The sequence below is a fragment of the Rhodococcus sp. BH5 genome (genome assembly GCF_027583855.1).
GTDB classification, from domain to species: domain Bacteria; phylum Actinomycetota; class Actinomycetes; order Mycobacteriales; family Mycobacteriaceae; genus Rhodococcus_F; species Rhodococcus_F qingshengii.
Window position 1 is genome coordinate 22,320 of record NZ_JAJHVW010000019.1, and the last position, 22,419, is coordinate 44,738.

General features: G+C 62.0%; 21 protein-coding genes and 1 pseudogene. 14 read left to right on the top strand and 8 right to left on the bottom strand.

Translation table 11 applies throughout. The annotated features are described in order from the left end of the window. The 8 genes and pseudogenes from RhoBH5_RS29235 to RhoBH5_RS29270 all read left to right on the top strand — a co-directional run. Nucleotides 1-210 (top strand): annotated as a pseudogene (locus RhoBH5_RS29235) (ABC transporter substrate-binding protein); the annotation flags it as partial. 15 nt (nucleotides 211-225) lie between these two features. Then, entirely contained in the window at nucleotides 226-1,101 is an 876-nt protein-coding gene (locus RhoBH5_RS29240; RefSeq protein ID WP_003941557.1) for a branched-chain amino acid ABC transporter permease, read from the top strand. After that, on the top strand, nucleotides 1,101-2,129 hold the full coding sequence (locus RhoBH5_RS29245; RefSeq protein ID WP_039973479.1) for a branched-chain amino acid ABC transporter permease: 1,029 nt from the start codon (nucleotides 1,101-1,103) through the stop codon (nucleotides 2,127-2,129). The genes RhoBH5_RS29240 and RhoBH5_RS29245 overlap by 1 nt, the downstream gene beginning before the upstream one ends. Then, nucleotides 2,126-2,899 (top strand): ABC transporter ATP-binding protein, encoded by a 774-nt coding sequence (locus RhoBH5_RS29250; RefSeq protein WP_007735383.1) that lies wholly within the window; start codon nucleotides 2,126-2,128, stop codon nucleotides 2,897-2,899. The genes RhoBH5_RS29245 and RhoBH5_RS29250 overlap by 4 nt, the downstream gene beginning before the upstream one ends. 1 nt (nucleotide 2,900) lies before the next feature. After that, complete coding sequence (locus RhoBH5_RS29255) at nucleotides 2,901-3,605, top strand: ABC transporter ATP-binding protein (RefSeq protein WP_047268870.1); 705 nt, start codon at nucleotides 2,901-2,903, stop codon at nucleotides 3,603-3,605. A gap of 9 nt (nucleotides 3,606-3,614) precedes the next feature. Further along, nucleotides 3,615-5,255, top strand: coding sequence for a class I adenylate-forming enzyme family protein (locus RhoBH5_RS29260; RefSeq protein ID WP_065352110.1), 1,641 nt, complete (start codon nucleotides 3,615-3,617; stop codon nucleotides 5,253-5,255). A 68-nt stretch (nucleotides 5,256-5,323) separates the two neighbouring features. Next, nucleotides 5,324-6,343, top strand: coding sequence for an alpha/beta hydrolase (locus RhoBH5_RS29265; RefSeq protein ID WP_064114019.1), 1,020 nt, complete (start codon nucleotides 5,324-5,326; stop codon nucleotides 6,341-6,343). Nucleotides 6,344-6,474: 131 nt separating this feature from the next. Beyond that, entirely contained in the window at nucleotides 6,475-7,497 is a 1,023-nt protein-coding gene (locus RhoBH5_RS29270) for an alpha/beta hydrolase (protein WP_064114018.1), read from the top strand. Nucleotides 7,498-7,502: 5 nt separating this feature from the next. Here the strand turns inward: RhoBH5_RS29270 and ramB are convergent, their stop codons facing one another. The 4 genes from ramB to RhoBH5_RS29290 form a co-directional block, all read right to left on the bottom strand. Then, nucleotides 7,503-8,915, bottom strand: a complete 1,413-nt coding sequence (gene ramB, locus RhoBH5_RS29275; RefSeq protein ID WP_003941547.1) for an acetate metabolism transcriptional regulator RamB — start codon at nucleotides 8,913-8,915, stop codon at nucleotides 7,503-7,505. Between the two features lie 125 nt (nucleotides 8,916-9,040). Continuing rightward, on the bottom strand, nucleotides 9,041-10,300 hold the full coding sequence (gene fmdA, locus RhoBH5_RS29280; protein ID WP_042923284.1) for a formamidase: 1,260 nt from the start codon (nucleotides 10,298-10,300) through the stop codon (nucleotides 9,041-9,043). A 94-nt stretch (nucleotides 10,301-10,394) separates the two neighbouring features. Continuing rightward, nucleotides 10,395-10,682: an FmdB family zinc ribbon protein gene (locus tag RhoBH5_RS29285; RefSeq protein WP_037129638.1), complete on the bottom strand. Its 288-nt coding sequence runs from the start codon at nucleotides 10,680-10,682 to the stop codon at nucleotides 10,395-10,397. 79 nt (nucleotides 10,683-10,761) lie between these two features. Then, complete coding sequence (locus tag RhoBH5_RS29290; RefSeq protein WP_223304378.1) at nucleotides 10,762-11,385, bottom strand: serine/threonine protein kinase; 624 nt, start codon at nucleotides 11,383-11,385, stop codon at nucleotides 10,762-10,764. Between the two features lie 504 nt (nucleotides 11,386-11,889). Between RhoBH5_RS29290 and aceA the strand changes: the two genes are divergently transcribed. From aceA to RhoBH5_RS29310, 4 genes are all read left to right on the top strand, one after another. Next, nucleotides 11,890-13,179 carry an isocitrate lyase gene (aceA, locus tag RhoBH5_RS29295; RefSeq protein WP_003941533.1) on the top strand — a complete coding sequence of 430 codons (1,290 nt, stop codon included), beginning with the start codon at nucleotides 11,890-11,892 and terminating at the stop codon, nucleotides 13,177-13,179. A gap of 184 nt (nucleotides 13,180-13,363) precedes the next feature. After that, nucleotides 13,364-14,260 carry a 3-hydroxybutyryl-CoA dehydrogenase gene (locus RhoBH5_RS29300; protein ID WP_003941541.1) on the top strand — a complete coding sequence of 299 codons (897 nt, stop codon included), beginning with the start codon at nucleotides 13,364-13,366 and terminating at the stop codon, nucleotides 14,258-14,260. Between the two features lie 91 nt (nucleotides 14,261-14,351). Continuing rightward, nucleotides 14,352-16,658, top strand: a complete 2,307-nt coding sequence (gene metE, locus RhoBH5_RS29305; RefSeq protein WP_064443305.1) for a 5-methyltetrahydropteroyltriglutamate--homocysteine S-methyltransferase — start codon at nucleotides 14,352-14,354, stop codon at nucleotides 16,656-16,658. Between the two features lie 72 nt (nucleotides 16,659-16,730). Continuing rightward, nucleotides 16,731-17,771, top strand: a complete 1,041-nt coding sequence (locus RhoBH5_RS29310; protein WP_042452947.1) for an NAD(P)-dependent alcohol dehydrogenase — start codon at nucleotides 16,731-16,733, stop codon at nucleotides 17,769-17,771. 37 nt (nucleotides 17,772-17,808) lie between these two features. On the opposite strand, the gene RhoBH5_RS29315 is transcribed toward RhoBH5_RS29310, so the two are convergent. Continuing rightward, nucleotides 17,809-18,603 (bottom strand): RNA polymerase sigma factor SigF, encoded by a 795-nt coding sequence (locus RhoBH5_RS29315; protein ID WP_003941515.1) that lies wholly within the window; start codon nucleotides 18,601-18,603, stop codon nucleotides 17,809-17,811. Continuing rightward, nucleotides 18,600-19,031 (bottom strand): ATP-binding protein, encoded by a 432-nt coding sequence (locus RhoBH5_RS29320; protein WP_003941553.1) that lies wholly within the window; start codon nucleotides 19,029-19,031, stop codon nucleotides 18,600-18,602. The genes RhoBH5_RS29315 and RhoBH5_RS29320 overlap by 4 nt, the downstream gene beginning before the upstream one ends. Nucleotides 19,032-19,422: 391 nt before the next feature. Between RhoBH5_RS29320 and RhoBH5_RS29325 the strand changes: the two genes are divergently transcribed. Next, nucleotides 19,423-19,866 (top strand): STAS domain-containing protein, encoded by a 444-nt coding sequence (locus tag RhoBH5_RS29325; protein WP_007735372.1) that lies wholly within the window; start codon nucleotides 19,423-19,425, stop codon nucleotides 19,864-19,866. Between the two features lie 54 nt (nucleotides 19,867-19,920). On the opposite strand, the gene RhoBH5_RS29330 is transcribed toward RhoBH5_RS29325, so the two are convergent. Then, complete coding sequence (locus RhoBH5_RS29330) at nucleotides 19,921-21,189, bottom strand: glycosyltransferase (protein WP_003941555.1); 1,269 nt, start codon at nucleotides 21,187-21,189, stop codon at nucleotides 19,921-19,923. Nucleotides 21,190-21,309: 120 nt separating this feature from the next. Here RhoBH5_RS29330 and RhoBH5_RS29335 point away from each other — a divergent pair, with 120 nt between their 5' ends. Continuing rightward, entirely contained in the window at nucleotides 21,310-21,723 is a 414-nt protein-coding gene (locus tag RhoBH5_RS29335; RefSeq protein WP_003941464.1) for a DUF6292 family protein, read from the top strand. Nucleotides 21,724-21,745: 22 nt separating this feature from the next. Here the strand turns inward: RhoBH5_RS29335 and RhoBH5_RS29340 are convergent, their stop codons facing one another. Next, nucleotides 21,746-22,315, bottom strand: coding sequence for a DUF2231 domain-containing protein (locus RhoBH5_RS29340; RefSeq protein ID WP_042923281.1), 570 nt, complete (start codon nucleotides 22,313-22,315; stop codon nucleotides 21,746-21,748). Nucleotides 22,316-22,419: the final 104 nt, after the last annotated feature.

The window sequence follows — 22,419 nt, forward strand, 5'->3', positions numbered from 1 at the left end:
GGCGACCACCGAGATCGGACGGCCGTTCGTGATGCTCTTCAACAGGTTTCGGCACTTCCCGCCAGCTTCGGCCAGGACGGATTGACACTGTCGTTTTCTTCGCAGGATCACCTGGCTCCTGACAGCCTCTGCGGACTGGTGCTCGTCGAATTCGGTGAGGACAACAAGCCGGCCCGTCCGTGGGATTCCTACCAACCCCCGTGCGGATAACCGAGGAGCCTTGACATGACAGACGCACAACTGTGGCTCGCAGCCATCGAGATCGGTGCATTCTTCTCACTGATAGCCCTCGGAATGTATCTCGTGGTGGTCGGCGCCGATTTCTTCAACTTTGCGATGGGCCCGTACGCGATGGCTGCGGCCATGGCGTCGAGTTGGGTCGCGATCAATTACGGGCTCGCTCTCTGGATTGCCATGCCGCTGGGGATCGCGGTAGCGGTGGCGCTGTCGATCCTGACGGAAAAGCTTGTGGTCAAACAGGTTCAGAAGCGTTCGGGTCGTGGGGAACTACCGGCGTTGGTGGCGGTGACCGCAGTACTGTTCGGGATCCAGCAGCTCGCCGGCACGGTCTTCGGCCGAACACCACTTCCCGGACAGAAGATCTTCGACTTCGATCCGATATCGGTGCTCGGTGCCACCGTCGACAGTTCGACCGTTGTACTCGTCGTCGGAACTGCCGTGATCTTCGTCGGTATCGGACTGTGGCTGAACCGGTCCACCTCGGGCCGTCTGCTTCGCGCCGTCGGCGACAATCCGGATGCCGCCCGCGTCCTGGGCTTGCCGGTGGATCGGGTACGCCTCATCGCGTTCACCCTCGCGGGTGTGATCGCCGCCGTCGCCGGACTTCTGTTCGCTCCCAAGGCCGGTGTTCAGTTCACGAGCGGTCTGTCCTGGACGCTGACGGCATTCATCGCACTCGTCATCGGTGGTACCGGCCGGAGTTGGGCTCCGCTGATCGGCGGAATGGTGTTGGGCGTCGTCCAGGTATTCGCCCCGTACTACTTCGGTGCGAGTGCTGCGCAAACCGCGATTCTGTTGATTGCCCTGGTGTTCTTCGCTTTCCGTCCGGAAGGCTTGCTCTCGAGGAAGGTTCGCGTCTGATGGCCTCGCTTTCTACCAGTCCGCTGACGTCAAATCCGCCCGCTACATCCGGCCGTTCCCGGACGAGGATGCTCGCCCTGTCACGAGAAGCGCTGATCACCGTGGTCGTGGTTGCTGCCGTGCTGCTGTGGATGGGGCCGAGTCTGTACCGGCAGGATCTGGTGTTCCTCGCTGCGACGTATTCGCTGATCGCACTCGGCATGTACGTGCCATTCGTGCTCGCGGGATCACTGTCGATGGCGTACAGCGCGTATGCGGCGATCGGCGCGTATGCCGTTGCGCTGATCTCGGTTCGGACCGGGTTGTCGATGTGGTGGGGATGGATTCTCGGCGCCCTCGCCGCTGCAGCGGTTGCAGTACTCCTCAGCTTGGCAACGCAGAAACTCTCCGGCTTCTACCTTGCCGCGGTGACCTTGTTGTTCGGTATCGCTTTCGAGCACTGGTTGATCGACGGGCCGAGTTTCACCGGCGGATCGGCCGGGATCTCGGGCGTCGAGACTGTGACGATGTTCGGCTGGGAGCCACCGCGCTACGCATTGGTCGTGTTCGCGATCTTGTTCGTGTGTCTGATCGCGGTCGCTGTCGATCGACTCCGGAAATCGGTGTGGGGGCTGATGTTGCAAGCTGCCCGCGACAATCGTAATGTCGCACGGTCTTCCGGCGTCAATCCTGCGCACCTGACCGTTGTGGCGCTGGCGATCGGTGCCGCGATCGCGTCGACCGGCGGATCGCTGTTCACCGTGTCGGTGCAAGCTGTCACTCCTGAAACCTTCACTCTCAGTATTGTTTTCCTTGCGATCTTCATGCCGATCATCGGCGGTCGCAGTTCGGCGTGGGGTGCTCCGCTCGGTGCATTGATCGTGGTGATCGTGACGCTGAACATGCCCGGGTACCAGGGAAGTGGCGAACTCCTGCTTGCCGGAGCCGTCCTGGTGATCCTCATCGTCGCGCCTGGTGGGGTGATCGGGTGGAGTCAGAACGTTCTGGGTCGAATGAACCGTCTGTACAAGGAGCGTGGCAATCGATGACTCGGCTACTCGAAGTGAGCGGGCTCCACAAGTCCTACGGCGGCGTCCGCGCTGTCGACGATGTCTCGTTCAGCGTCGGACCGGGAGAGGTGATCGGACTGGTCGGCCCGAACGGGGCAGGCAAGACCACACTGGTGGACTGCATCTTCGGCACTCAGCAAGCAGACTCCGGAACCGTCGCGCTCGCGGGTGCTCCCTTGACCGGGCCGTCGGAGCGCCGTGCACGGCAAGGGCTCTCGCGCACGTTTCAACATCCGCAGCTCGCGGCGGAACTCGACGCCGTCGACAACATCATCCCGGGACTGTACGGGCACAAGATCACCTCACCTCTGCACTCGCTGTGGTGGGCGATCAAAGGACCTTTCGAGAACTGGGACCGGACAGCACAGCGGGCCCGGGAGATTGCTGCGCGATACTCGGTCACCGACGTCGAGAGTGCTTGCGGGGATCTCAGTTTGGGGGCGCAGCGTCTGGTCGAGGTGGCGCGGGCGATGGCGACCGAACCCGAAGTCCTCCTGTTGGACGAACCGTTTGCCGGCGCGGATCACGACGGCATCGCTGCCATCTCCGGTGCCGTGCGATCGATTGCCGCGCAGGGCAAAGGAGTAGTCCTGGTTGATCACAACGTCGATCTCATCGCGGCGCTCGCAACCAAGATCGTGCTGCTCAATTTCGGATCAGTGGCGTTCTACGGACCACCGCAGGAGTGCTTGGCCAGCGACGCGATGCGAGAAGTCTATTTCGGTTCCGAATACGAGGAAGGCGCCTGACATGCTCGAACTCGACAGAGTCACAGTTCGATACGGATCCGCTGTCGCCGTCCGGGAAGTCTCCCTTGCCGCTCCCGCCGGTGAAGTGACAGCGATCGTCGGGCCGAACGGTGCAGGCAAGACCAGCTTGGCGGGATCCATCTACGGCTCGGTTCCCGCCACCGGGACAATGAAATTCGATGGTCGAGAGATCCAGAAATTATCGGCACTGGATCGTGTCCGCAGCGGATTTGCCTACGTTCCCCAAGGCAGGCAACTGTTCATGCGAATGTCCGTTCGCGAGAATCTACGCGTGGGCGCAGACCTGCTGGGATTGAAAGCCGAAGCCGTGGAAACAGCTTTCGAGAGGTTCCCGATCCTGCGTGAACGCTCGGAGAGTTATGCCGGGGTCCTCAGCGGTGGTGAGCAGCAGATGTTGGTTCTGGGGCGGGCCCTTCTGGAAACCCCGAAGGTGTTGCTACTCGACGAGATGATGACCGGACTGGCACCGAAAATCGTCGCGGAGCTGCGAGCATTGGTCGGGGGTCTGGCCGCCGAGGGTGTGACCGTCATCGTGACGGAACCGGCACTTACTGCACTGAAATCGGTTGTCGACCGCGGATATGTCATGCAGCGCGGCGAACTCGTCCGCGAATGCGATTCCGCAGCGACACTGGACAACGCGTACAAACAATCGATGGGCGTCCTCAGCGCCGACGGGAGATGATCGACGATCATGCTTGAAACGAAGACACTCGACTTCACCGTCGGTGAATTCGCCACGAATCCGGACCGCTTCGCCGGCGTCAGCATCAGCGAAATGGTCAGGCATTGGTCTGAGACCATCCCGGACGAAACCGCCTTTGTCACTCCGGAATCGAGGGTGTCGTGGAAGCAGTACGACGCGGCTGCCGATGCGATCGCGTCGGCGCTGGATCTAGCTGGTGAGGGATACGGACATGTAGCCGTGTTGCTCCCCGACACCGCTGTATTCCATGCGGCTCTCTGCGCAGCATTTCGTACCGGCCGCGTCGCCGTCGGAATCGGTTCGCGCTCGGGCATTCGCGAGATCTCTCATCTGATCGCCCGCTCGGAAGCCTCCGTACTCGTCACCACTCGCACGCTGCGCGGCGTCGATACCGCCGAACTCGTGGCGAGTCTGCGGGCAGAGCATCCCGGACTGGACGTCGTCTTCGCCGACGAACGCGCCGACGTGAGTTTCGAACGCGTGAGCGCAAACGGCGAACTCACCTCGTTGCCGGTCGAGCCAAAGCAGTTCCCCGCAACCAGTCCGTGTTTTGTCACGTCAGCCGTTTCGATGCTGAACTCGACCTCCGGCACAACGGGCCTACCCAAACTGGTCACACAAACCGAGGATCGTTGGGTTGGTTTCTCCGAGATTGCCGCCGAGGCGGCGGCGATCGGTTCGGATGAGGTGTTCCTCGGCGCGGTTCCAGCACCTTTCGGATTCGGCCTCTGGACTTCGCATTTCCTGCCGGCACTACTCGGTGCTCGCAATGTCGTCATGGAACGCTTCGACGTTTCGGTGATGATCGAGTTGATCGAGCGCGAACGGGTGACTGCTTTGAATTGTGTGAGTACACAATTCAAGATGCTGTTGCGTTCGGAGGCCGCGGAATCGGCCGATCTCTCGTCACTTCGTTTCATGTTCACCGGTGGTGAAGCCGTGCCCTATTCGGAGGCGCTGGCATTCGAACAACGTACCGGAGCGGCTGTCCTGCAGTTCTACGGATCGAACGAAACCGGCGCCGTCTCGGTGACGACGGTTTCGGACGATTCCGACACCCGACTGAAGACGTGCGGCCACGTCATCGATCGCATGCAAGTTCGTGTATTCGACGATGCGGCAAAGGAAATGACCGGCTCCGTCCGCCGCGGTCAGCCTGGGGTGAACGGACCGCTGATGTGTCAGGGCTATTGGGGGGACACCGATGCGAACGACGAGTTGTACACCGATGACGGTTGGATGCTTCTCGGCGACATCGTCGAGATCGACGAGACAGGACGGGTGCGTGTGGTCGGGCGCAAAGCCGACATCATCATTCGTGGCGGCAAGAACATCTCCGCGGTCGAAGTCGAGGAGTACGTGCGCGCGCACCCTTCGGTGGAGTTGGTCGCCGTGGTCGGGGTCGACGATCCGCTGTTCGGTGAGAAGGTCTGTGCGGTCGTCGTGTCCGCCGATGACGATCTGAGTTCGGAGGATCTGACCGCCTGGCTGCAGAGCCGAGGAGTGACCCGCGAGTACATACCCGAGTATGTGATGACGGTCGCCGAATTGCCGATGGCGGCAGGCGGCAAAGTAGCCAAGGGTGAAGTCAAGGCACTCGCGCAGAGGCGGATCGCTGAACTCGGCTGATCGCACTTGGCGGTACCGGCTTCGCGTTACGCTGATCCGGACATTGTGCCGAGAGTGAAGGAAACCCGATGACGAACCCTTCACCGCATCGGTGGCGCAGGCGCTTGCTGTGGGCTCTGGCAATTGTGTTCGTTCTCGTCGGAGCCGTGGTTCTGGCCTTCGTTCTGAGCCCGAGACCTGGCGCACTCACCGTGCGATGGGTCTTCGATCGTGATGCGGTGAAAGTCACCGAGGCGCTCGAGAAGCACGCGCCCGAAGGCGTCGACTCGATCAAGGACCAGCAGTACCGCGCCGATGACGACGACGCATACCTGGATGTCTACTTTCCCGCAGCGACGACGACCGAATTGCCTACGGTGATCTGGACTCATGGCGGTGCCTGGATCTCGGGAAGCAAGTCCAACTACGCGCCGTACTACGAGTTGCTGGCCTCGCGTGGCTACACCGTTGTGTCCCTGGACTACTCACTCGGACCCGAGCACTACTATCCGACGGCAGTGCGGCAGCTCAACGACGCTCACGCGTACGTCGTCGCGAATGCGGAACGGCTGCATGTTGATCCGACGACGGTCGTTCTGGCCGGTGATTCTGCGGGAGCGCAACTCTCGAGTCAGCTCGCCACTCTCATCACTGATCCCGCCTATGCGAACCGTGTGGGCGTGGTCCCGTCGCTGCGGCCGGATCAGTTACGTGGAGTAATCCTGAACTGTGGAATCTACGACGTCGGGAACATGGTCGGCGGACCCGGCATCATCGGTTGGGGAGTTGATCGGTCCCTCTGGGCGTATACCGGCGTGCGTGACTTCATGAGTACCGACGCAGCGGATCAGATGTCGACCTTGAACTACGTCACCGATCGATTTCCGCCTGCCTACATCAGCGGCGGCAACGCCGATCCGTTGACGGATTCTCAGTCGAAACCGATGGCTGACAAATTGACCGGGTTGGGAGTTGCGGTCGACACACTGTTCTATCCGGCCGATCACGTTCCGGCGCTCGGGCACGAGTATCAGTTCGATCTGGACAATGCCGACGGTCTCACTGCGCTCGATCGCACGGTTCAGTTTCTCGAGGCTCATACCGGCTAAATGTCGGATTGTGGTGAACCACTGCGAAAATGGTCATTGTGGACAAAGCTCCGCGGGTGCGTTGCCAGGGAATTCTCAACTAGTCCTTTTGGTCTAGCCTGGGTGAATCCGATCCGACCCCAGGAGTTGTTGTGCGCGCGTCTTCCCCCGACAGACGGCGAAGGCGCATTGTCGGAACCGCGGCGGTATTCGTCGTCATTCTGCTGTCCGGGGTAACCGCGGCACTCGTCAGTCCGTGGCCAGGAGTTCTCCTCGTACGGTGGATGTCGGCGGGTGGCTCCGAATCGACTCACGCACAACTCGACAGGCATGCACCGTCAGGAATCGTCTCGATTCTCGATCAGTCGTACCGCGAAGGCGACGACGATGCACAACTCGACGTGTACTACCCGTCGGAGTCCACTTCGGCGCTACCCACGGTGGTCTGGGTGCACGGCGGTGGCTGGATATCAGGGTCGAGAACTGATGCCGACGGTTACTACAAACTGTTGGCAAATCAAGGTTTCACTGTGATTTCGGTGGACTATTCACTGGGGCCGGACGCGTATTACCCCACCGCAGTGAATCAGCTGAACGACGCGTATCGATTTATCGTGAGCCATGCGGACAGGTTGCATGTCGATTCGAACAACCTCTTTCTTGCCGGAGATTCGGCAGGCGCGCAGTTGTCCAGTCAGATGGCGACCGTCATGACCAGCCCTGACTACGCGTCGGAAATGGGTGTGGAGCCGGCATTACGTCCCGAGCAGATACGCGGAGTTGTCCTCGACTGTGGGGTCTTCGATCTGAAACCGCTGCTGTCACAGGGGAAGTACTTCGGTTGGGGCGTCGACAAGCAATCGCTGTGGGGGTACCTCGGAACGAGGGACTTCGACGGGTCGACTGCAGTGCGTCAGATGTCGACACTGGGTCATGTGACCTCGGACTTTCCAGCGACGTTCATCACCGGCGGAAATGTCGACCCACTGACCGCCAGCCAGTCGAAACCCATGGCAGAACGGCTCGCCGATCTGGGCGTCGAGGTCGATGCACTGTTCTACCCGGACGATCACGAGCCTGCACTCGACCACGAATATCAGTTCGACCTCGACACCGTCGACGGGGTGATCGCGTTCGATCGCACAGTCGCGTTCCTACGCGACCACGTGCGTTAGCGCGGTCAGCGAATCACGTACGGCGAAATCGAACTCCGGTGCTCGCTGATGTCGAGGTCTTTACCCAACGGAGGGAAGGCACGCTGCGGACAATTGAGGCGTTCGCAGACACGGCAGCCCGAGCCGATCGGCGTTCCCGGATTCGACTCGTCCAGATCCAGACCGTCGCTGTAGACGAGTCGGTGGGCGTGTCGAATCTCGCATCCCAATCCGATGGCGAAGATCTTTGCGGGCTGTCCGTATCGAGCCGCTCGACGTTCGACCGTGCGAGCAACCCATAGGTATCGGCGGCCGTCGGGCATCTGTGCGATCTGAGGCATGATCTTGCCCGGATACGAGAACGTCTCGTAGACGTTCCACAGCGGACACGTACCGCCGCTGGTGGAGAAGTGGAATCCGGTGGCGGACTGACGCTTCGACATGTTTCCGGCACGATCGACACGCACGAACATGAACGGAACCCCGCGAAGTTTGGGGCGCTGCAGGGTCGAGAGGCGGTGGCAGATCGTCTCGTAGCTCGCGGAATAGAAGGCGGACATGCGCTCGATGTCGTACCGGAAGTCCTCGGCAACCTCGTGAAACTGGCTGTAGGGCAGCACGGTGGCCGCGGCGAAATAGTTGGCCAAACCAAGCTTCGCCAGGGAGACCGACGCTTCGCTGGTGAAGTTGCCCTCGGCCACCAACGAGTCGAGCAGGTCGCCATGCTCGAGGTATGCGAGTTCTGTCGCGAACTTGAAGACCTGTTGCCCGCCGGAGAGCCTTGCGGAAATTTCCAGGACCCTGGTGTCCGGGTCGTAACGATGAAGTATGTTCTCGCCCAAGTCGACTCGTCGAACGATCTGCACGTCATGGACGGACTCGAGGCGTCTGGCGATCTCGCCGGCGACGTCGCCACGGTGAAAGCGCATCCGGGCCGTGAGTTCTTCGGCTGCGGTGTCGAGATCGTGGATGTAGTTCTGTCGCTGATAGAAGTAGTCGCGCACTTCCTCGTGCGGCATGGTGATCGAACCGCTGCCGCTGCCGTCCGAGAAACGGTCCTCCGTGGCTGCGGCGAGCTGGGCCGTCGTGTTGCGGAAGCGGCGATGCATGTTCACCATCGCCTTGGCCAGGCCCGGGTGGGTGGAGACCATCTCCGCGATTTCGTGGGCGTCGGCGTCGATACCCATCTCTTGATCGAGGGCAACTTCACGCATTTCCGCGATCAGGCGTGTGTCGTCCTGCGGGGAGAAGAAGGTGGTGTCGACACCGAAGACTTCACTGATTCGCAGGAGCACCGGCACGGTGAGTGGCCGGACGTCGTGCTCGATCTGATTGAGATAGCTTGCCGAGATCTCGAGCGTCTTGGCCAGCGAAGCCTGACTCAACCCGCGCTCGGTCCGCAGTTGGCGGAGCCGGACACCGACAAAGGTTTTCGACATTTTCCCAGGATACGAGTGACAGTCCGGCTTCGCAAAGGTGGGTTCGCAGTCTTCGCACGGGGGCTCCGCCCCCGTGAGTGGTTGAGGAGCCTCGGCACTCCCTAACCACTCACGGGGCCGGAGGCCTAGACCCTGTTCTCCGAACGCGGGGCGCCGATTCCGGGATCGATCTGGAACGGCCCGCTCGACGAGGGTGCAAGGGGGAAGTCGAAGATCGCAGTCGGGAGATAGACCGTCGAACACGAGTTGGGGATATCCACGACACCCGACAGGCGGCCCTCGATCGGTGCCGCGCCGAGTAGCAGGTACGCCTGCTCTGGCGCGTACCCGAACTTGGTCAGATACTCGATCGCATGCAGGCACGCACGCTGGTAGGACAGATGTGAATCCAGGTACTTCTGTTCGCCGTCCAACGTGACGGAAGTGCCCGAGAACGCAAGCCACTCGGAATACTGCGGATCCGTGTTGCCCGGCATGAAGATGGCGTTCTCGGAAACACCGTAGGTATCCATTCCGCCCTTGATGATGTCCACACGAAGATCGATGAAGCCGCCCATCTCGATGGCACCGCAGAAAGTGATCTCACCGTCGCCCTGGGAGAAGTGAAGATCGCCGACCGACAGATTCGCACCGTCCACGAACACCGGATAGAAGATTCGGCTGCCCTTGGTGAGGTTCTTGATGTCCTGGTTTCCGCCGTTCTCACGCGGGGGAGCGGTACGAGCCGCCTCGCCGGCCACGCGTGTGTACTCGTCACCGGTCAAGGTTCCCAGTACTGCATCGCGGGGCTCAGGCGGAAGGGCAAGCGGGGGAACCCGATTGGGATCGGTGGCAATGAGGGCGCCCTCGCGGGCATTCCACTTGGCGAGCAAGGCTGCCGACGGAGCCGTGCCCATGAGTCCCGGGTGGACGATGCCCGTGAACGAGACGTGCGGAATGTGACGCGACGTCGCCGTTTGGCCGGAGAAATCCCAGACGGCCTTGTACGCGTCGGGGAACTGTTCGGTGAGGAAGCCACCGCCGTTGTTCCGAGGGAAGATGCCGGTGTACCCCCAGCCTTGTCCGGCCAACGGACCCGAATCTTCTTGGGGGATAGGCCCGATATCCAAGATGTCGACGATCAAGAGGTCGCCGGGCTTCGCGCCTTCGACGGCAAAGGGGCCGGACAGCGTGTGGACCGTGGTCAGTGGTGCATTGAGAATGTCGTCGGCCGAGTCGTCGTTGTGTATTGCGCCGTCGAACCATTCGCGGCAATGGACACGAAACGCATCACCGGGTTTCACCGTCACCGCCGCTGGGATGTCCGGGTGCCACCGATTGTGGCCGACGATTGCCTGGTCGGTGAATTTCTTGGCGGAATCGAGTGGAAACAGCAGTTCAGGCATATGCACTCCTCATTCTCGAAGAAACGGAAAACTCGTGGCGGCAGGACTTTCGTGTCGGATCGGGACTCACGGCGAGGGCGCGCGGTGAGGACGCTCAGGGGCGAGGTAGCTTGCGGTGCAACGGATTGGATGTCGTCGGCGCAGATTGCCGGCCGCGGCCGGGTAGCGACCCACTGACCACGGCAGGCTCGTGAGCCGATCGAGCAGTGCTGTCCAGTAGACCCATCGCGGCCGACGACGCGTGACTCAACCGGGGAGACGAGACCACCCGCTTGGACTCGAGACTGCACTGGGGGCAAGTAATCGACTGGGGCACTTCGGCCATCGCGAACGACCGCTCGAGCGGGCCGCAGCCGGTACAGCGAAACTCGTACAGAGGCATGCGGTCACGCTATCGGAGGATCCGTAAGTGCGACACTGGAACGACACGCACCGGGTTGCCGATGCCGCAATTGCGCCCGTCAGCGCAAGTACACAACCGCGTTGTCTCCGCCGGTACAGGTGACGATGCCGGAGGTCACCTTGCATGCCATCGTGTACTCCTTGCCGGTCACCGGACTACGTGCGGACACGGTGCTGGATGCACCGGTTGCACCGGAGTTCCCGTAGGCGATCCGAACCGCCTCGGCAAACTCACATGAAGTTTTGCCCCCACTTGTCGCGGACTCCTTGTAACTTCCGGCCGGCTGCCCGCCGGGGCAGGCGGACGCACCGGCCGGGAAGTTCGCGGCGCGTGTGGTCGTCGGGGATGTCGTGCTGGGAGCGGTTGTCGTGGTGCCGGGTGTGTTCGCGGCGCTGATGGTGGTGTGGGCGGCGCCACCGGCGGCCGAGTTGGGGACGTCCTTCGGCCAGAGGACCCAGGCAAGCCCGCCGAAGAGAGCCAACACAGTGATGACTCCGATTACGGATACCGGAATCACCCAGCCGGGCCGACGCGGCGGCGGATTTCCACGTGGCGGTGCAGGCGGGAATCCCTGGGGCGGGGGATACGACTGCGGCGCGGCTCGGTAGCCCAACTGCGGCGGCTGTGGACCGGATTGCGACCATGCCTGGTTGTTCGGTGGCCGCTGATAGTTGTCCGGCACCGCTTTATCGCCCGGTCGGGGGCGTCGAACGACAAGTCATGGTTCGACAGCATATGGCCGGCGAATGGGTTGTCTGTGGCTTTCTGACGGGTAGATCCCTGGAATCGCCCGAGCGAAGGCTGTTGCCGAGGAGTGATTGCGGTCACTCGCGGGTAGTGAAGTTGGCTCCGAAGTAGCGGACAGGCCTGTTCCGAGTGGCGTGCGAACTGCCGGAATTCGCAAGCGGCAGAGTTGAGTGCATTTCGTTCACAGCCTGCGGTTTCTTTCCTACTCGCCAGTACGGAACCTGTCCGATTGGGTAGTACCAGCCGCGTAGGAATCTTCACAGACTTAGCAAAGTGTGTTGAAAAGGTAGCGAAGATTGGCATTAGCAACAGGTAGACGGCACTTTTTCGATGTGCCATTCTCGGTAAGTACACAAGAAGGGCCTGGCAAGTATGTGAAGTAGTACGCACGTACTGCTCACAACAGGCCGGACCAGCAGATCAAAGAGATGGAGTCTTGATGTCGACCACCGGCACCCCGAAGACCGCAGCTGAGCTCCAGCAGGATTGGGACACCAACCCTCGCTGGAAGGGCGTTACTCGTAACTACACGGCCGATCAGGTCGTCAAGCTCCAGGGCACCGTCGTCGAGGAGCAGACCCTCGCTCGTCGCGGATCCGAGATCCTGTGGGATCTCGTGAACAACGAGGACTACATCAACTCCCTCGGTGCACTTACCGGCAACATGGCTGTGCAGCAGGTTCGCGCCGGCCTGAAGGCCATCTACCTCTCCGGTTGGCAGGTTGCCGGCGATGCGAACCTCTCGGGCCACACGTACCCGGACCAGAGCCTCTACCCGGCCAACTCGGTTCCGACCGTCGTCCGTCGCATCAACAACGCACTGCTGCGCGCCGACGAGATCGCCAAGACCGAGGGTGACACCTCCGTCAGCAACTGGCTCGCTCCGATCGTTGCCGACGCCGAAGCCGGCTTCGGTGGCGCTCTCAACGCTTACGAGCTGCAGAAGGCCATGATCGGCGCCGGCGCTGCCGGTGTCCACTGGGAGGATCAGCTCGCTTCGGAGAAGAAGTGCGGCCACCTCGGCGGCAAGGTGCTCATCCCCACGCAGCAGCACATCCGCACCCTGACCTCGGCTCGCCTGGCTTCCGACGTCGCGGACGTTCCGTCCGTCATCATCGCCCGCACCGACGCTGAGGCCGCAACCCTCATCACCTCCGACGTGGACGAGCGTGACCGCCCGTTCCTCGACGGAACCCGCACGGCTGAAGGCTTCTACGGCGTCAAGAACGGCATCGAGCCCTGCATCGCTCGCGCCAAGGCTTACGCACCGTACGCAGACCTCATCTGGATGGAGACCGGCGTGCCGGATCTCGAGGTTGCAAAGAAGTTCGCCGAGTCCGTTCGCAGCGAATTCCCGGACCAGCTCCTGGCCTACAACTGCTCCCCTTCCTTCAACTGGAAGGCGCACCTGGACGACGCGACCATCGCGAAGTTCCAGAAGGAGCTCGGCGCAATGGGCTTCAAGTTCCAGTTCATCACGCTGGCCGGCTTCCACTCGCTCAACTACGGCATGTTCGACCTTGCCTACGGCTACGCCCGCGAAGGCATGACGGCCTTCGTCGACCTGCAGGAGCGCGAGTTCAAGGCTGCCGAAGAGCGTGGCTTCACCGCCATCAAGCACCAGCGTGAGGTTGGCGCCGGCTACTTCGACACCATCGCCACCACCGTTGACCCCAACACCTCGACGGCAGCTCTCAAGGGCTCCACCGAAGAGGGACAGTTCCACTAAGAACTGACTTCGGGTGGGGGAGAGGCTCGGCTTCGGGTCTCTCCCCTGCTTGTATCACCGCACCACTTTCTCTCGTCTTCAAGGCAGTTCCGATTGCGTCGGCCACCAGCGTCGACGCAGTTCGAAGTGCTTGTTTTGCAACACCTTCACCAGACAAACTCCACGAGACAAACAAGGAGCTGACGTGACCAGCGAAAAAATTCAGCGCGTCGGCGTTATCGGCGCCGGAATCATGGGTGCCGGAATCGCCGAGGTGTGCGCCCGCGCACATGTCGATGTTCTGGTCTTCGAGCAGACTCGCGAGCTTGCAGCAGCCGGGCGTTCACGCATCCTGCGTTCGCTCGACCGCGGCGTGAGCAGCGGAAAGATCACAGAACGTGAGCGTGAGCAGGCCGCATGGCGTCTGCGTTTCACCTCCGATCTGGGAGATTTCGCGGACCGCCAGCTCGTCGTGGAGGCCGTCGTCGAAGACGAGAAGATCAAGAGCGAAATCTTCGCCGAGCTCGACGCGGTCGTGACGGACCCGGATGCGGTTCTCGCGTCCAACACGTCGTCGATCCCGATCATGAAGCTCGGCATCTCGACCAAGCGTCCCGAGCGAGTCATCGGCATGCACTTCTTCAACCCGGTTCCGGTTCTGCCGCTCGTCGAATTGGTGACGACGCTCAAGACCAGTGCCTCCGTCTCGCAGCGCGCCGAGGCTTTTGCCAGCGACATCCTCGGCAAGCAGGTCGTCCGCAGTGCCGACCGCTCCGGCTTCGTCGTCAACGCACTCCTGGTGCCGTACCTGCTCTCGGCGATCCGCATGGTCGAGTCGGGCTTCGCGACCAAGGAAGACATCGACAAGGCAACGGTTCTCGGCCTCGCGCACCCCATGGGTCCGCTGGCTCTGACGGACCTGGTCGGACTCGACACCGTCAAGTCCATCGCCGACTCCATGTACGAAGAGTTCAAGGAGCCGCTGTACTCCGCTCCGCCGTTGCTCCTGCGTATGGTCGAAGCAGGCTTGACCGGCAAGAAGTCCGGCGCGGGCTTCTACGAGTACGCCGACAACGGTCGCTCCACCAAGCAGGCAAGCTAAGGCCCAACGCCCCTGTGCGCCTTTCTGGTAGTTCCGGCTACCACAAAGGCGCACAGGGCGCTCGCGCCCCTCGGTTAGAAAGGTCGACCGCATGTCCAGCAGCACTGCAGCATTCGGCTCCAGCGTCCTGGGGTATCCGCGCATCGGGCCGCGCCGTGAGCTCAAGCGCGCCCTCGAGTCCTACTGGCACGGCACTTCGGACAAGGACGCACTTCTCGCGGTCGCCAAGGAACTCCAGGAATCGACCTGGAGCGAATTGGCTGCGACGGGATTGAGCCAGGTTCCCGGCAACACCTTCTCCTTCTACGATCACGTGCTCGACAATGCGCTGCTCTTCGGCGCAGTGCCGGAGCGGTTCAAGCCGCTCGAGGGCGCCCTCGAGCCGCTCGATTTCTACTTCACGATGGCCCGCGGCCGCCCGGACTTCCCGCCTCTCGAGCTGGTGCGCTTCTTCGGTACGAACTACTACTACCGTCAGCCCGAGATCGACGCGAACACGGTGTTCTCGCTCAACTCGGATGCACTTCTCGACGAGTTCGAACGTGCGAAGGCGCGCGGCATCGAATTGCGCCCCGTCATCATGGGGCCCGTCTCGCTGCTTCTGCTTTCGAAGGTCGGACCTGCCACCGAGAAGTCCGATCCGAACTTCACCCCGCTCGACCTGTTGGACGCGCTCCTGCCCGAGTACGAGAAGCTCTTCGAGCAGCTCGCCAAGGCCGGTGCGACCTGTGTTCAGTTGGACGAGCCTTCGGTCACCGAGGACCGCACCCCCGAGGAGCTAGCCGCTCTGGGACGTGCGTACGAGAAGCTTTCGACGGCCCCGCTGCGCCCGCGCCTGTTGGTGACGGGTCCGTACGGCAAGTTCGGCGAAGCCCTCAACATCTTGGCGCCCACCAAGATCGAAGCCTTCGGTCTGGACCTGGTGCACGGCAAGATCACGGCCGAGGAACTGGCCGCGGTGCCGAACATCAAGCGCAAGCGCATCTACGCGGGCGTCGTCGACGGTCGCAACGTCTGGCGCGTCGACCGGTTCAACACCTTGACGTACCTGAACGAACTCAAAGACGTTGTGCCTGACCTCGTCGTCTCCACGTCGTCGTCGCTGCTGCACGTGCCGTACGACGTGCTCTCCGAGTACGACATTCCGGGAGACGTCGCAGACCGTCTGGCTTTTGCGAAGCAGAAGGTCGGCGAAGTCGTCTCACTGGCGAAGGCGCTCGCCGAAGGTCCTTCGGACAAGTGGCGTAAGCGTCCGACGAAGGTGCACTTCAAGCTCAAGCACGCTGTCCGTGCTCGGGTGAACGCGATCAAGCCCGAAGATCGTGTGCGTGCACCGTACGAGGAGCGTCGTAAGGCTCAGCAGGAACGGTTGAATCTGCCCTTGGTGCCGGCCCAGACACTGGGTTCGTTCCCGCAGACCGACGCGATTCGCCAGGCTCGTTACGAACTCGGCCAGGGGCGTTTGGAGTGGGACGACTACTACAAGCGCATCCAGGAAGAGATCGAGCGCACAATCCGTCTGCAAGAGGACATCGGTCTCGATGTTTTCGTGCACGGCGAGCACGAGCGCAACGACATGGTCCAGTACTTCGCCGAACTGCTCGAGGGCTATGCCTTCACGCACAACGGTTGGGTTCAGGCCTACGGATCTCGTTGCACGCGTCCGCCGATTCTCTACGGCGACATCGCACGTCCGAAGCCGATGACGGTCGAGTGGATTGCGTACGCGCAGTCGCTGACCGACAAGCCGGTCAAGGGAATGCTGACGGGTCCGGTCACCATGATCGCCCGTTCGTTCGTTCGCCAGGATCAGCCGCTCTACGAAACGGCAGAGCAACTGGCACTTGTCATTCGAGACGAAATCGCGGATCTCGAAGCTGCCGGAATCGCCATCATCCAGGTGGACGAACCGGCAATTCGTGAACTGCTGCCACTGCGTGAGGACGGCCGGGAGGCCTACCTGGAGTGGGCCGTCGACGCGTTCCGTCTGGCAACAGGTGGAGCGAAGCCGGAAACACAGATCCACACACATCTGACGTACTCCGCTCGGTCGTCGGTGGTCGACGCCATCGAACGGTTGGACGCCGATGTGACGGCTATCGTCGCGACCCGCTCCATCACGTGGGTTCTCGAAGCACTCAAGGAAGGCGCGCTCACGCACGGCGTCGGCCCCGGTGTCTACGAATCTCGCTCGGCTCGGATTCCCGACATCGACGAACTCGACGAATTGCTCACCGAGGCAAGCGAATCGATCTCTCTCGATCGCTTGTGGGCAAACCCGGACGGCGGCCTCAAGACCCGCCATCCGTGGCAACTCGAGCCTTCGCTGCGCAATATGGTTGCGGCCGCGAGGCGCCTGCGTCGTCGGGCCGAGCAAGCCGAGCGCGACGCCGGGTAAGTCACGTAAAGAACAAGTCATGGAGGGGCCTGCGAGTTGCAGGTCCCTCCATGCACGGGTAGGCATGTGTGCATGGTTACTGCTGCTGCTTATGCCGCGACGTCCGCTGACGGTCCCCTCGAGAAGACCACTGTCGAACGCCGCGAGCTCGGTCCACTGGACATTCTCATCGACATCAAATTTGCCGGCATCTGCCATTCCGACATCCACACCGCTCGCAACGAGTGGGGCGGAGCGAAGTACCCGATCGTCCCCGGACACGAAATCGCCGGCGTCGTCGCCGCCGTGGGGTCCGATGTCACCAAGCACAAGGTCGGCGACCGAGTGGGCGTCGGCTGCTTCGTCGACTCGTGCGGGGAGTGCGACGCCTGCACCGCCGGTGAAGAGCAGTACTGCCGCAAGGGTGTGACGGGTACGTACAACGCCACCGGCCGCGACGGCGAGCGCACTCAGGGTGGCTACTCGACGCACATCGTCGTCACCGAGCACTTCGTGCTCTCGATCCCGGAGGGCATCGAACTCGACGTTGCAGCGCCGCTCCTGTGCGCGGGCATCACCTTGTACTCACCGCTGCGGCACTGGAATGCCGGCCCCGGCAAGAAGGTCGCCATCATCGGGTTCGGCGGCCTCGGTCACGTCGGTGTGAAGATCGCCAAGGCGCTCGGCGCGGAAGTCACCGTCCTGAGCCAGACGCTCGGCAAGAAGGAAGACGGCCTTCGTCTCGGTGCCGATCACTACTACGCGACCAACGACCGTGAGACGTTCAAGGCTCTTCGTGGCGAGTTCGACCTGATCCTCAACACGGTCTCGGTCAACCTCGACATCGACGCCTACATGTCCTTGCTCGCCATCAACGGCACTCTCGTCGAACTCGGCCTGCCCGAGAAGCCGATCGAAGTTCGAGCATTCTCGCTCGCCGCAAACCGTCGTAGCCTCGCCGGCTCCATGGTCGGCGGTATCCCGCAGACACAGGAGATGCTCGACTTCTGCGCCGAGCACGGCATCGGCGCAGAAATCGAACTGATCCCGGCGAGCGACATCAACGACGCTTACGAGCGCGTGATCAAGAGCGACGTCCGATACCGATTCGTGATCGACACCGCAACAATCTGACCCGCTCGGTCCTGCTCAGTCGAATTGTTCGCGGAGCTCAGTCGAGTTGCTCGCGAAGATTACTCAATGTCTTCGCGAGCAACCTCGACACGTGCATCTGGGACACACCGACTTTCTCGGCGATCTGTGTCTGCGTCAGATTTCCGAAGAATCTGAGCATCAACACCGTCCGCTCTCGCTCGGGCAGCTTGTCGAGAAGCGGACGCAACGCCTCGTGATTCTCGACGTTCTCGAGAGCTGCGTCGTAGTCACCGAGTGTCTCCACGAGCGGGAGATCGTCGGTGTGATTGGACGCGGCACCGTCGACCGAGACCGTCTGATACGCGTTGCCGGCGATCAAGGCCTGGGCAACTTCTTCGCGTTCGATCCCCAACGTCTCGGCCAACTCGTCGACGGTCGGCGCGTGCCCGAGCTGTTGTGACAGCTCGCTGATGGCCTGCCCGAGTTGGAAGTGCAACTCCTTCATCCGGCGGGGAACCCGCAATGCCCAACCGGTGTCGCGGAAGTGTCGTCGAACCTCGCCCATCACGGTGGGAACTGCGAACGAGACGAAATCGGATCCGCGCGTGGAATCGAAACGGTCGACGGCGTTGACCAGACCGAGACGCGCCACCTGAACCAGATCGTCGTGTGCCTCGCCACGACCGTCGAATCGTCTGGCGATGTGCTCGGCCAACGGTAGGCATCTGGTGATGAGTGCAGTGCGCACTCGTTCGTACTCCGGGCTGTGGGGCTCGAGGGTCCGCAGTTCCTCGAAAACTGGTATTACGTCCCGATATTCGTCGGTGGACCGCCGACGCGGGCGTGACGGGCCGTCTGCGGAAGCGGTCACAGGCGCCCGCTGAGGGCCTTGGTGAACTTCATGGTGGTGATGTAGCCGACGCCGCCGAGGTTCTCTTCCTGGTCGAGCGAAATCGAATCGGTGAGTTCGGTGAGGATGTGCCACCCGAACGAACGCTGACTGCTGTCCTCGTACTCCGTGGTCGTCGTGGACACGGACACGTGCAATTGCGGGGGCGTGAAGACGAACCGACACACCAGAACCGAATCAGGCGCAGCGCGAACGATCAGATGCGTACAGATTTCGTCCATGGCCAGTTTGATGTCGGCGATGGCGTCGAGGTCGAAGTTTTCCTGAATGGCAACGGTGGCGGCCAGTGCACGCAAAATCGACAGCTGATCGAGAGTCGCTTGAATCCTCAACTCCACAACTGGCTGAGTCTGATCCTGATCGGGCTCGAGTGCGCTGAGGTGTGCCATAAGTTCTCCGGATCGTCGTACCAGGGGTCGCGGTGAAGTCTGGTGCCGAGAACGATACCCATCCCGACCTTCACAGTGACCCCCGAACACGAAATTTGGTCGATGGTGGTGCCGGGGTAAACGACACGATTCTGCTCACGACCGTTGGCGATCGCAACATCGGATTACCTCGCGGAACCGCAGACCAAACCACATTTTTGTTCGGAACACCGAAACGAATGGTCGCAACGCACTTGTGACGTCCGTCATGCTGGCGTACTGTTTCAAACCGAGGTTGAGCACACAGCCGATGAGGGATTTATCCGTATTTCTGGAGACCCGTTCATCGTGCGTCTCCTTCGGAGGTCCCTTCTCTTTTGCAGAGTGTAAACCGTTGCGGGATGGGAGAACCATGACTGTTGTTCCAGGATCATCTATTTCAGGCTTTACGAACGCGGCGAAGGGATCGGTAGACTACGGACCTCCCGCGACCGGGACAGCGACCGCATCGTTTCACGCGCACCGCATCAGTGCACACACCGCTGTGATCAAAGTTCGTGGTGAGATCGATCTGATGAGCGCCAATGCTTTTCGTGACTTCTTGACGTACCACGTGGCCGCGGACCGGACGCTGGTCGTCGATCTATCCGAACTCGAATTCATGGGGACGTGCGGCTTGTCCGTACTGTCGGTCCTGTCGACGCGATCACGCGACGTGGGCGGCACACTCGCGCTCGTCTGCGCCCGCCCGGTGCAAAGGTTGCTCAAAGCAGCTGGTCAGGAGTCGATGTTTGCCTGCTACGAGTCGCTCGATCATGCAATCGGACTCGAAGAGACCCGACGTTTCCCCGCTTGATCACGCAGTTTCAGTCCAAGCTTCGTGAATTCAGTTTCGTAGAGCCCGTCAGCGTCAGTGCACTTCACTTCGGTGAGTGCCCTTGTGTTGGCGGGCTCTCGGCGGTGCTGTGACGCAGCGGCCGTAGGTGCGGACCACTTCGGTGGCGACGTGATCCCACGAATACGATTCGCACGCTCGGGCCCGGCTCTGCCGTGCAAACGCCGCGCCTTCGTCCTCGTCGTCGAGAAGATGGCGGACTGCGCGAGCGGTTTCCACCGGGTTGTTGACCGGGACCCGACGCCCGGTGAGTCCGTCGATCACCGTATCCCGCAGTCCGCCAACAGGAGTCGCGACTACGGGAACTCCGCACGCCATTGCTTCCAGTGCCGCGATTCCGAACGGTTCGTATCGAGGGGTGCACACGAGGGCGTCGGCCGATCGCATCAGTTTCGGTAGTTGGCGGTGCGGAACCCGTCCCAACAATTGGACGCGATCTGCGACGCCGAGGCGCTCGGCGAGCTTGACCAAGCGGATCGCCACTTCGTCGGTGCTCAGTTGCGCGACGGGTGGCCCGCCGATCACCACCAACTCCGTATCCGGCAGCGAAGCCAGCGCGGCGACGGCAACATCGAAGCCCTTCTGCTCCACCAGTCTTCCGACGCAGATCAATCGATGCGGTGCGGTTTTCTTCGCGGCGGGTCCCTCCGGGGTGAATGCTTCGGTGTCCACGCCCGAGGGCACCATCGTGGTCCGTGATCGTGGTGATCCCTGCCGGACCAGATCGAAGATTTCGTCCGAACTGGTCGCGATGACATGGGTTGCGCCCCTGGCGATCAACGGTTCCAGGTGAGTCCGCTCCGAGGGGCTGTCGTCGGCTGCTCCGAGGTGGCGGTGCGCCGCAGATCCCAGGGAATGGAATGTCTGAAGTACGGGGATGCCGAGCGATCGGGTCGCGAGTTCCGTTGCCACACCGGACATCCAGAAGTGCGAGTGCACCACATCGGGTCGGTCGGTACTCCACTGAGCGCGCAGAATGCTGGCAAAGGTTCCCAGGTGAGGGAGGATGTCGGCATCCGGAAGAGCCTGCGTCGGGCCGGCCTCGAGATAGTCGACGGAGTACCCGGCGCGGGCGCGAACGCGGTCCGGCCCACCGACGTGGGCACGCCTGGTGAAGACGGTGACGTCGTGTCCGGCACGAACCAAGGCGGCAGACAGTTCGTCGACGTGCAGGTTCTGTGCACCGGCTGCCGAGCAGCCCACCGGTGCGAGTGGATCGGCGTTCACCGACACCATGGAGATCTTCAGCATTCGTCCGGGAGCCATAGCGGGCGAGTACTTCATCGGGTCCCCTCTCCACTTGATCGGTTCGTCTGGGGATACCCGGAGTCCGTGATCTGAACCGGGTTTCGACGCGGTCAGCGCTGGGCACATTCCAAACACGATGGCGAGGAGTGAGGTTCGATGACAGAACAAATGCTGGTCGACGCAACCGTCGGACTCGGGTTCGAGCGGTACGTACAACGGGTGGCGGTCGGTGTGGGGGCCGGCATCGAGCAGTGGTGTTGCAGGCGCGAGCACCCTCTGGAGGCTTACATCGCATTGGACCGAACTGTGCCGCGTTTCCCCGGGCGCGAGGTGGCTTTGCTGTGGGAGGAGACGTGCGGTTGGGCCCTGGCCGTGGAGACCAGATCAGGGGAGGACCTCATCGTTCTCGGATATCTGGGCGAACACGCAGTGCCGACCCCGGACGCCGTCGCCGATTTTGCCGCGACACTGGGCACGCGCAGCCCACACTGGGTCATGAACAGACCATTGGCGGATTCGGACGAGACCGCGCGAGAACTGCGGAGCTACTCCGGAAGTGCTTACGCCTGAACAGTATCGAGGTCCGATCGGCTCAGTTGACTACATCCAGGATGGGATCGAGAACCGGAGTCGCTGCAGCCTCCACGGCCGGATCGTCCATGAGCTTGAAAACGATGTGACCACCGAGCGCGCCACCGACACCGACCGCGGTGAGCCCCAGCACCGACAGCACTCGCGCCAGCGCGAGTGAGTCCTTTCCGCGTAGCCTGTACGACGCCGCAAAAGACCAGATCCCCACTGCATTCGACGCCGCGTGCACCAGCCCCACTCGGCGTGCGACGTCGCCACGTTCGGACCAGTCCAGCCATCCCGTCAGCAGAACCGGCGGAGTCGAAACCAATCCGAGCCCGATCAGCCGTCGTGCAGTCTGCGGATCGCCTAGAACATCGAAGACCAACGAAGCCGTCCACGCGCCCGCGGGAATGGTCACGAGGGCAGGATGGATGGGATGCCCGACGGCGGCGCCGCGCAGAAGTGCGGCGACAGTGCGCGATCGGTCGGATCGCTCCGTGATCTCGAGGATTCTGCGCCTGAGGCCAGTGGACGGACCGTCCAGTCCGCGAGCGGATTCGATTCCGCGATAAAGAGTTCCGATGTCCATGTAATTCGGCTACCCGGCGTAGACGTCGGGAAACCTCGCGACGGCGGTGTCTTGTCGACCGTCATGCTCCGGCGTACGGTCGAAACGAAAGAGATCCGACCGGA